The following is a 9,275-nucleotide window of genomic DNA, read 5'->3' as shown; positions in this document are numbered from 1 at the left end:
GATCAGATACGATGCCGATGCAAGAAGGCCTGCCCCCATGCCGATGGTAAGAAAGCCCAAGAGGATACCGAACACGCCTTTTACATATACATTCATGCTTCTTCCTCCTCTCTGCCCATCATCTGTGCATACTGACCGCCCGCGGCCAAAAGCTCGTCAGGCGTACCATACTCTGTCACACGACCATCTTCCATCACCGCTACATAATCGGCACGCGAAGCCGTCTCGAGGCGATGCGCCACGACGACGACCGTCTTGCCTGATGTCAGCTTATCAAGTGCCGACTGCACACGCGCCTCCGTCAGCGCATCAAGCCCCTCCGTCCATTCATCAAGGAGAAGCACCGACCCACCTTGATAAAACGCTCTCGCCAGCGCGATGCGACGTACTTCACCGCCCGAAAGCGCATGACCGCCATCTCCTATCATCGTATCGTACCCATCGGGAAGCATCTCGATAAAGTCGTCTGCTCCCGCAAGGCGAGATGCCTCGCGTACGCGCACCATATCAACATCACCCTTGAGTGCGATATTATCTGCCACCGTCATGCGGAACATATGCGGAAACTGCGCCACATACGCGATATGATCGCGCACGAGAGCTTCATTGATCTCCGTAAGAGGAATATCATGTAAGAGCACTTGCCCTCCGCTCGCTTTCGCCAGACCCGATGCCAATTTCAGCATCGTCGTCTTGCCGCTGCCGCTTTTTCCCACGATCGCCGTCGTTTTGCCTGCCTCTATCACAAGACTTGCACCATTTAGCGCGTCCGTGCCGTCTGCCCCTTGCGGATAACGGTAGCGCACATCATCGAACACCATACGCGGCGCACCGCAGATATCGACCGTACGACTGCCTGTCCATCCCTCGTCCTCGACCGAATCGATAAGCGAGAACAATCTCGATGCCGCAGGCAGGCTGACGACAGCCGTATGGAACTGCGCACCGAGCTTGCGAAGCGGGAGGTAGCACTCGGGAATAAGGAGCAAAACGAAAAACGCATCAAGGAATATCATGTTGCCCCACACAAGACGAAGCCCGATCGACACCGCGATAACGGCCGTCGCCATCGTCGTGACAAGCTCCAAGATAAACGCCGACAAAAACGCCACACGAAGCACGCGGAGCGTCGCATCGGAAAACTCCTTGCTCATGCGCTCGACGACAGCTGCCTGCTCACGGCTTCTGCCGAACAGCTTCAGCGTACCAAGGCCGTCTATCACATCATAAAGATGCGCACCGAGATGACGAAGCGCGTGCCATTGACGGCGCGATTCACGTTTGGCGAGAAGCCCGATCAGCATCATAAATACAGGCAGAAGCGGTATCGTGATAAGAAGAAGCCCTGCACTCGACAAGTCAAACGGTGCCACCATAATGACCATCAGCGGTACGATAACAGCCGTACGCGCCGCCTGCGGAAGAAAATGCGCATAATAGAGCGCGACCTGCCCCACACCGCGAAGCGCAGACGAAGCCAGCTCACCGACAGCCTCACCCGACAAGAAAGCAGGCCCTCCGCGATGAAGCGCGTCAAACAACATCTTTCGAAAATGTGCCGTCATCGACGAGGTGATACGCCCTGCCTGCCAGCCCTCTGCCGCCGAAAGCGCACCGCGCAGAACGAGCGCACCAAACAAAACCGCGAACCAGCCATAGAGCGTATCAAGCCCCGCACCGTTTAAAAACACCTCGTTCGTGATATTCGCCATCGCCCAAAAAGATGCACCGATCGCAAGCGCACTGACCACACCAAGCACCAAAAGCATGATAAGCTTACCGCGGTCCGCACGCACCTCCTTCATCAGACGACGATGCATCCCCTTCGTATTCTCTTCGCCTTGTTCCATCCGCTTCTTTTCCTCTCGTCTATCCATCGGGAATTCTCCTTGCTCTATCTCTGTCTGTTCGGTATCTTTCACGATACCGTTATTCTGTTTATATTATACCATATTGGTATTCATTACGCTACCCATTCCCGCAAATAAAGTTTTCATTTCTTGACAAGATTCGGTTTTCTGCGTATAATAGCGATATTCGTACATCATTATTGACTGTCGGCATCATTAATTAAAAAATGGTAATTATTTTTATCCTTTATCGGAGGAATCACTATATGTCATATCAATTTTTCGGCGGGCTCGTTCTTCTGCTCGCATTGGTCATGGGAGCCGATACGCTCCTTCCGTCCTCGCTCGCTGACGAGAACGGTATCATAGAAAATCTGCAAGTGTTCCTGCTCGTCGCAGCCACGCTCATCTGTCTGTCCAAAGTACGCCATAGCGAAGGGTCTGTACGCCTGTTATGGATAGCAGGCTTCTTGTTCTGCTTACTCCTTACAGGGCGTGAGCTCAGCTGGGGGCGCGTATTCTTCCCGCCGATGGCAAACGGCAACTTTCCGCCGGTAAAATCCCTTCCGTACGGGCCGATCGTCTATCCGCTTGTCGCTGTGACGATGCTCTCTATCATCGTACTTATCATCCGCGGTAAGATCGTGCACTATTTCCACACGCACGATATGTCCCTTCCGCTTCACGCTTTGCTTGCTGTAACGGCATTTGTTTCGGCAGACGCAGAAAAGTTCCACCTGATCCCGCATGCGAATACGGCACTCGTCGAGGAGCTGTGCGAGGCATATGCTTATGCGATATTCGCGTATATCTTATATAAGATGAAAACGACATAAATAAAAAAAGCTGACACATCGTCAGCTTTTTTTATTTACTGTACAGTTATCAACCGAGCTGTTTTTCGAACGCTCTGCCTTCGTCGGTGAGGCGTACGTTCGTAAGGTCGATGCTCGTCGGGAAGCCGCGGTCGTCGAGTTCAAATACAGCACCTGTTATCCAGCCTTCGGAGTCGAGTTTTTTGCACGCGAGGCGGAATATCATTTCGTCAAGCTCGAACATCTCTGCGGTGAACTGCGTCATGTCGGGCGATTCTTTTTGTTCTTCGAGTGCCATTTTGATGAGGATATTCTCATGCGGGCCGCTCATGATCGGTCTGCCGTATTTGTCACGCGGCAGAGCTGTCTTGTGTCCCGTTAAGGTGAGAAGTAAGTCCGAACGCATATTATCACGCTCCTTTTCAAGTGATAGCAGAAGGGTCGCCGCCCCGCGTGGGACAGGCGACCTTGTTGTTTTTAATAGTGTGCGTCGTCAAACGGAGTGACGCGTTTTCTGAATACCCAGTACGTCCAGATCTGATATGCCAAGACGATCGGCACGAGGCAGACAGCCGCAATGGTCATGATCTTGAGCGTATACGGTGTGGATGCCGCGTTGTAGATGGTAAGGCTCCATTCAGGATTGAGGCTCGATACCATCAGGCGCGGGAACAGTCCTGCGAAGAAGCCTACCGTCAGCATCGCGATAGAGAGCGACGAGAAGATGAAGGCTTTTTTGCACGCATCGAACAGCATACAGAGGTACGACAGGACGAGAAGGATCGCCGCGAGGACGAACGCGATGAGTGCAGGTGCGCTTGTCATCGCATCGGTGTAGAGAGCCGTCAGACCGAGGCAAGCGACTGCCGCGAAGAGGGCAAGACCGCCCGCATAGAGTGCCATGTCGCGTGCTCTGCCTGCGAGAGGCTCAACGACTTTGAGCGTAACGAACGCGCTGCCGTGATAGAGGAATACGAGGAGGAACGCGACGCCTGTCACGAGCGTGTACGGCGTGAGCAGGTCAAAGAACGTACCTACGTAGATCATTTTTTCATTGATGGGCACACCTGCGATGAGGTTGGCTACCGCCACGCCCCAGAGGAGTGCAGGGACAGCACTGCCGAAGAAGATCGACCAGTCCCAGAAATTGCGCCATGCAGGGCTTTTATCCTGCGCGCGGAACTCAAACGCGACACCGCGCATAATGAGCGCAAGGAGAAGAACGAACAGTGCAAGATAGAATCCGCTGAACATCGTTGCATACACGTGCGGGAAAGCCGCGAACATCGCACCGCCCGCCGTGATCATCCATACCTCGTTGCCGTCCCATACAGGGCCGATCGTGCGGACGAGCATACCGCGTTCCGTATCGTCACGGCCGAGAAGCTTCACAAGCATACCGACACCGTAGTCGAATCCTTCCAGGAAGAAGAACCCGATGAAAAGTACTGCTACCAGCACGAACCATACTACATTCAGTTCCATAACGATGCCCCCTTCTTCGCTTCTTCGGTCATGCCGAAGGTCTTAATATGTTTTATCACGATCCAAAGTGCGACTACGATAAGAGCCGCATATACGAGCGTAAAGCCTACCATACTGATCCAGATCTCTGTCGTCGTCAGATTCGGCGACACAGCGTCCGCTACTTTCTGCAATCCGTATACGATCCACGGCTGACGACCGCCTTCCGTTACGAACCAACCGCAGGAATTCGCGATGAACGGAAGCGGAAGCATCAGAATAAGCGCGCGCAGAAGAAGCGAATATCTTTCAAGGCGACCGAAGAGCATCGCAAGGAATGCAAGACCGACGACTGCCATCATCACAGAACCTGCGATGACCATTGCGCGGAACGACCAGAAGAGCGCCGATACTTCGGGGATATAATTGCCTTCGCCGTATTTTTCTACATACTCGGCTTGCAGCTGGTTCATACCAACGACTTCGCCTTCGAATTTATTATAGAGAAGTGCACTGAGCGCACCGTCTACTTTGATACCGTCTGTATTTGTACCGTTTTCTTCATCGATCGTTGCCGTCAGATAGAACGGAGCCGGATCGACCGTATCCCAGATCGCTTCCGTCGCCGCCGACTTCATCGGCTGATAATCATGGATCATCTGCGCCTGCATATGACCCGTACCCATGACCGAAAGAAGACCTACCATAGCGACCACAAGACCGCTCTTGATGCACGACTTGAACATCTCAACGTGACGACCTGCAAGGATCTGATACGCGCAGACCGCTACGATCAGGACACCTGCCGTTGCCAGCGCACTCGTCCACGTATGTACATACATCGAAGCCGCGTACGGGTTCGTGATAAGCGAAACAAAGTCTACCATCTCCGCACGACCGTTCTGAATCGCAAAACCGACCGGATTCTGCATGAACGAGTTCGCTACGATGATCCAAAACGCCGACAAGCTCGACGAGAATGCTACGATCCAGATACACAGTGCGTGTACCTTCTTAGACAGCTTATCCCAGCCGAACAGCCAGATACCCAAAAACGTCGACTCGAGGAAGAACGCCGTCAGAGCCTCCATTGCCAGCGGTGCGCCGAACACGTCACCCATAAAGCGAGCGTATTCCGACCAGTTCATACCGAAGTGGAACTCCTGCACGATACCTGTTACAACACCCATCGCAAAGTTGACCAAGAAAATTTTGCCCCAGAACTGAGTGAGAGCACGATATTTCTCCTCACCCGTTTTCACATACCACGTTTCCAGCATCGCGATGAAAAATGCCAGACCGAGCGTGATCGGAACAAACAAAAAGTGATACACCGTCGTAATGGCGAACTGCCAACGCGACAACAATACCTCATCCATCTTTTACTCCTCCTTTAAAATCATCTCTTTTTCTCATCTTATTTCTTATTCTTCATGATGATGAAGCGAAAGCTCATCTTCTGCCAGACGCGCCAGCGTGATCTGTGACATCGCCGCACAAAAAACGTCCTGCACCTTCGTCAAAGAACGATGCACCGCACAGCGCGGAGCCGCATTTCTCGAGCACGAACCGTAATCGCCGAGACAACGATTGAGCACCACCTTGCCCTCCATCGCCTCCAAGACATCGAGAAGCGTGATCTCGCCTGCCGGACGCGACAGGCGGAACCCACCGTTCGCACCGCGATAGCTCGTCACCAAGCCCGCCTCCATCAAAGATGCCATGATCTTCTGCAAAAACATCGTCGTTACGTTGTTGCTCTCCGAGATCTCCCTGCGCGATACGATGCGATCGCCCGCACATGCCAGATGAAGTGCAACGCGGAACGCATAATCTGTCGTCGCATTAAACTGCATACAACCACCACCTATAATTCCTGAATGTTTACAAAACGACTTATCTATTCATAGTATACCATGTCGGTGATTATTGCGCAACCCGTATTCGTGAAAAAATGTACGAAACAGGGTAAGTTTTTTATGCGCGTGCGTTTGTGTGGGGAGGGAGGAAAGGAGAGGGAATGATTTATGCTGTGGAGTTTTTTTGCGGTGCGTATCAAGCTCGCAAGGTATGCTTTATCACAACAGGTAGCTCTTCCCTCCTCTTTTACTTTTCTTTGTGACGCAGGGGCGAAGAACACCTTGTCGATAATATTCCGCTTCTCCTTCCCCTTCTTTCTTGCACCGCCCAAGAAAGAAGCAAAGAAGCTCTCAGGTTCCACGTACGTCCTCGGAGTACGTTCTCGCTCCTACGTTTCGCTAGCGGTCGTGTCTTGATTATAAGTCAAGATGACACGACCGCGTGTCGGAACTCGCATCACATTCGTTTGCTCAAACATCCGACACAATGCGCTCCACTCCCTCGCATCGCGTACTTCGCCTCGGACTCCCTAACGAACCCGAACCCATTGAGGGAGTTTTGAATAAAAACGAAGTACACAGTATAAGCCAACGCATCGTGGTATTAGTGCCTCCCTCTGACGAGGGAGGTGGCATGGGTCACCCATGACGGAGGGAGAGATGCGCCCATCGCTATAAGTATCGCCGAGTTGCTTGCCCTACCCCACGCACAAAAAAAGAACCACCCGAGCGCGGGTGGCCTTTTTGTAATTGGGGGGGATATATATTGAGTTGTTTTAGGGGTGTTGTTATTAGTAGTTTTCTGCTTTGATCTGGAAGAAGGACTGCGGGTGGTCGCAGACAGGGCATACGCCCGGAGCCTGTGCACCGCTGTGGATATGACCGCAGTTACGGCAATGCCAGAGCTGTTGTTCTTCGCGAACGAAGACTTTGCCTTCTTCGATGTTGGCGATGAGCGCACGATAGCGTTCTTCATGTTCTTTTTCGATTTTTGCTACTTCGTCGAAGAGGTAAGCGATTTTATCGAACCCTTCTTCTCGCGCTACTTTTGCGAACTCGGGATACATGCTCGTCCATTCATCCTGTTCGCCCGACGCTGCATCTGCCAAGTTGGTCATGGTGTCGGCAATACCGCCGTGGAGCAATTTGAACCAAATTTTAGCGTGCTCTTTTTCGTTGGAAGCCGTTTCTTCGAAGATCGCGGCGATCTGCTGATAGCCGTCTTTTTTCGCTTTCGATGCGTAGTAGGTGTATTTGTTACGCGCCTGCGACTCTCCTGCGAATGCTGCCCACAAGTTTGCTTCTGTTCTGGTACCTTTCAATTCCATTTCTCATTCCTCCTCATTTTCGGTGATTGCCTCACCTCTTGATGCAAGTATACCATGGAGGTTTCGTCTTGTCAATAACGATTATCCACTAATTTTTATTTTTTATTGAAATTTTTCACGAAGGCTTTGCAGGCTCCACCGAACAAGGCGTAGGCGTTGACCATGAGGATCTTCATGCCTTCTTTGCGGTATGCGTCGATGGATTCGCCTGCGCGGACGACGGTGCCGAACGGTTTGCCTGATTTTTTGCCTGCTTCGATGAAGCGTGCTTTGGCTTCAAGGACGAGAGGGTGCTGACCTTGTCCGGGTACGCCGAGCGACTGGGAGAGGTCTGATGCGCCTAAGATGATGCCGTCGATGCCGTCTACGGCGAGGATGTCGTCGAGGTTGTCGATCGCGTCGCGGTTTTCGATGATGGCAAGGAGCATCGTTTCGCGGTTGGCATCGGCTGTATATTCGCTGAGGGGTTTGGTCATACCGTAGTCGGAGGCACGTACGCCGTTGAGGCCGCGCTCTCCCATTGGGTAGTATTTGGCGGCATGGACGACGGCGCGTGCTTCTTCGGCATTTCGGATACCGGGGAGGATAAGCCCCATCGCTCCGCAGTCGAGGTAGCGGAGGATGGTGTCGTGGTCGTTGTTGGGAATGCGGACGAGCGGTACGACATCGCGTGCTTCGGCGGCGCGTACCATGTTTTCACATTCGGTGACGCTGAGCGCGCTGTGCTCGGCATCGAGGAAGAGAAAGTCGAATCCTGCCAGACCCGCGATCTCGGCGAGTGCGGGCATATAGCCCTGTATCATACAGCCCGAGATGGGGTTTCCTTCGGCGAGGATGGTCTTGAGCTTGTTGGTGTACATGATGTGTCCTCCTTTCAGGCGCGCACATCGACGTAGTAGGTACGTCTGCGCGGTCCGTCAAATTCGCAGAAGTAGATGCCCTGCCACGTACCGAGGAGCGGTCTGCCGCTTTCTATGAGAATCGTTTCGGAGGCTCCGAAGGTAGAGGCTTTGAGGTGGGCGGTGCTGTTTCCTTCTGCGTGGAGGAATTCTCTGCGGTCGGGATAGGTGTGGCGAAGTCCGAGGAGGATGTCGTGGATGACATCAGGGTCGGCGTTTTCGTTGATGGTGATGGCAGCTGTGGTGTGCGGACAGTACACAGTGCAGATGCCGTCCATGATGCCGCTGCGCCCAATGCAGTCGGCTACGGTGCGCGTGATGTCTTTCATCTCCTCGCGTTTCGTTTCGATGGTCAGTCTGTATCTCATGGCGATGCTCCTTTGCTGTCAGGTGTGTTTGATCTAAGTATATCACACTGTGCTGACATCGCATACAGCTTGCCATAAGTTTGCCCAATGCCTCCCTATCTCCGACAAGCAGAGTCTACGGAATCAAGGAATCAGAATATCAGGAATCAAGGAATCAGGAATCAGCAGGGTCAAATCGTGTTTTTGGGCAGGGGGTATCGGCGCAGGGTAAGGTAGTAAACTCTCCCCTTCGCTTGTCATTGACCCGACAAAGGCTCCCCTCCGACAGATTCGGCAAAAAACTGTGTGCTAAGCGCTGTGCGTGACCGTCTGTCGGAGCGTGTCTTTGCAAGGAGTCTGCCACGAAGGGCTATGCGCGCAGTAGTCCTTCTGTCATCATTTTGGGCAGTCCTCTTTTGCTGATGATATCGTATCATCCGATATTCCGCTATTGTCTAAGTGAAGTCGAGCGGAGGCGATGCGCCTTATCATACATATCATTCATGCCATGCGTGCCATGGTCATGTCATCAAAGATCGGGGACGATCATCGCTCTCTCGCTTCTTCGGTATGAGCAGTTCTATTGACTGCTTTTTGTCTTGTGCTTCCGTTCATAGTGAGCTTATGCGGAAGGTGGGTCGTTCTTGGGCGTCTTGTTCAGTAGGGCAGGCAAAGGCTCCACTGGTAACACTTGTCCTGCCTCTCACAAACAG

The 9,275-nt window shown here is 52.7% G+C and carries 9 protein-coding genes; 1 reads left to right on the top strand and 8 read right to left on the bottom strand.

Features of this window, described 5'->3' with window-relative positions:
- Positions 1 to 92: 92 nt before the first annotated feature.
- Entirely contained in the window at positions 93 to 1,877 is a 1,785-nt protein-coding gene (cydD, locus tag IJN28_00240; GenBank protein ID MBQ6712199.1) for a thiol reductant ABC exporter subunit CydD, read from the bottom strand.
- Between the two features lie 239 nt (positions 1,878 to 2,116).
- Here cydD and IJN28_00235 point away from each other — a divergent pair, with 239 nt between their 5' ends.
- Entirely contained in the window at positions 2,117 to 2,686 is a 570-nt protein-coding gene (locus IJN28_00235; protein MBQ6712198.1) for a hypothetical protein, read from the top strand.
- Positions 2,687 to 2,735: 49 nt separating this feature from the next.
- On the opposite strand, the gene IJN28_00230 is transcribed toward IJN28_00235, so the two are convergent.
- The 7 genes from IJN28_00230 to IJN28_00200 all read right to left on the bottom strand — a co-directional run bounded on the left by IJN28_00230 (position 2,736) and on the right by IJN28_00200 (position 8,583).
- A complete protein-coding gene (locus IJN28_00230) occupies positions 2,736 to 3,071 on the bottom strand; it encodes a hypothetical protein (protein MBQ6712197.1) in 336 nt (111 codons plus the stop codon).
- A gap of 71 nt (positions 3,072 to 3,142) precedes the next feature.
- A complete protein-coding gene (gene cydB, locus IJN28_00225; GenBank protein MBQ6712196.1) occupies positions 3,143 to 4,150 on the bottom strand; it encodes a cytochrome d ubiquinol oxidase subunit II in 1,008 nt (335 codons plus the stop codon).
- Positions 4,141 to 5,508 carry a cytochrome ubiquinol oxidase subunit I gene (locus tag IJN28_00220; protein MBQ6712195.1) on the bottom strand — a complete coding sequence of 456 codons (1,368 nt, stop codon included), beginning with the start codon at positions 5,506 to 5,508 and terminating at the stop codon, positions 4,141 to 4,143. The genes cydB and IJN28_00220 overlap by 10 nt, the downstream gene beginning before the upstream one ends.
- 45 nt (positions 5,509 to 5,553) lie before the next feature.
- On the bottom strand, positions 5,554 to 5,985 hold the full coding sequence (locus IJN28_00215) for an Rrf2 family transcriptional regulator (GenBank protein ID MBQ6712194.1): 432 nt from the start codon (positions 5,983 to 5,985) through the stop codon (positions 5,554 to 5,556).
- A gap of 794 nt (positions 5,986 to 6,779) precedes the next feature.
- Positions 6,780 to 7,316: a rubrerythrin family protein gene (locus IJN28_00210; GenBank protein MBQ6712193.1), complete on the bottom strand. Its 537-nt coding sequence runs from the start codon at positions 7,314 to 7,316 to the stop codon at positions 6,780 to 6,782.
- Positions 7,317 to 7,411: 95 nt separating this feature from the next.
- Complete coding sequence (locus tag IJN28_00205) at positions 7,412 to 8,176, bottom strand: hypothetical protein (protein ID MBQ6712192.1); 765 nt, start codon at positions 8,174 to 8,176, stop codon at positions 7,412 to 7,414.
- 14 nt (positions 8,177 to 8,190) lie between these two features.
- On the bottom strand, positions 8,191 to 8,583 hold the full coding sequence (locus IJN28_00200) for a YjbQ family protein (protein MBQ6712191.1): 393 nt from the start codon (positions 8,581 to 8,583) through the stop codon (positions 8,191 to 8,193).
- Between the last annotated feature and the right edge of the window lie 692 nt (positions 8,584 to 9,275).

The organism is Selenomonadales bacterium, from assembly GCA_017442105.1.
GTDB lineage: Bacteria > Bacillota > Negativicutes > RGIG982 > RGIG982 > RGIG982.
This window is presented reverse-complemented; position numbering and strand designations above follow the sequence as displayed.

What these genes read in the sequence shown, in the direction of transcription:
- IJN28_00230 (MBQ6712197.1), bottom strand. Translation starts at nt 3,071, where the DNA reads ATGCGTTCGGACTTACTTCTCACCTTAACGGGACACAAGACAGCTCTG.
- cydD (MBQ6712199.1), bottom strand. Translation starts at nt 1,877, where the DNA reads ATGGATAGACGAGAGGAAAAGAAGCGGATGGAACAAGGCGAAGAGAAT.
- IJN28_00235 (MBQ6712198.1), top strand. Translation starts at nt 2,117, where the DNA reads ATGTCATATCAATTTTTCGGCGGGCTCGTTCTTCTGCTCGCATTGGTC.
- IJN28_00210 (MBQ6712193.1), bottom strand. Translation starts at nt 7,316, where the DNA reads ATGGAATTGAAAGGTACCAGAACAGAAGCAAACTTGTGGGCAGCATTC.
- IJN28_00215 (MBQ6712194.1), bottom strand. Translation starts at nt 5,985, where the DNA reads ATGCAGTTTAATGCGACGACAGATTATGCGTTCCGCGTTGCACTTCAT.
- cydB (MBQ6712196.1), bottom strand. Translation starts at nt 4,150, where the DNA reads ATGGAACTGAATGTAGTATGGTTCGTGCTGGTAGCAGTACTTTTCATC.
- IJN28_00200 (MBQ6712191.1), bottom strand. Translation starts at nt 8,583, where the DNA reads ATGAGATACAGACTGACCATCGAAACGAAACGCGAGGAGATGAAAGAC.
- IJN28_00220 (MBQ6712195.1), bottom strand. Translation starts at nt 5,508, where the DNA reads ATGGATGAGGTATTGTTGTCGCGTTGGCAGTTCGCCATTACGACGGTG.
- IJN28_00205 (MBQ6712192.1), bottom strand. Translation starts at nt 8,176, where the DNA reads ATGTACACCAACAAGCTCAAGACCATCCTCGCCGAAGGAAACCCCATC.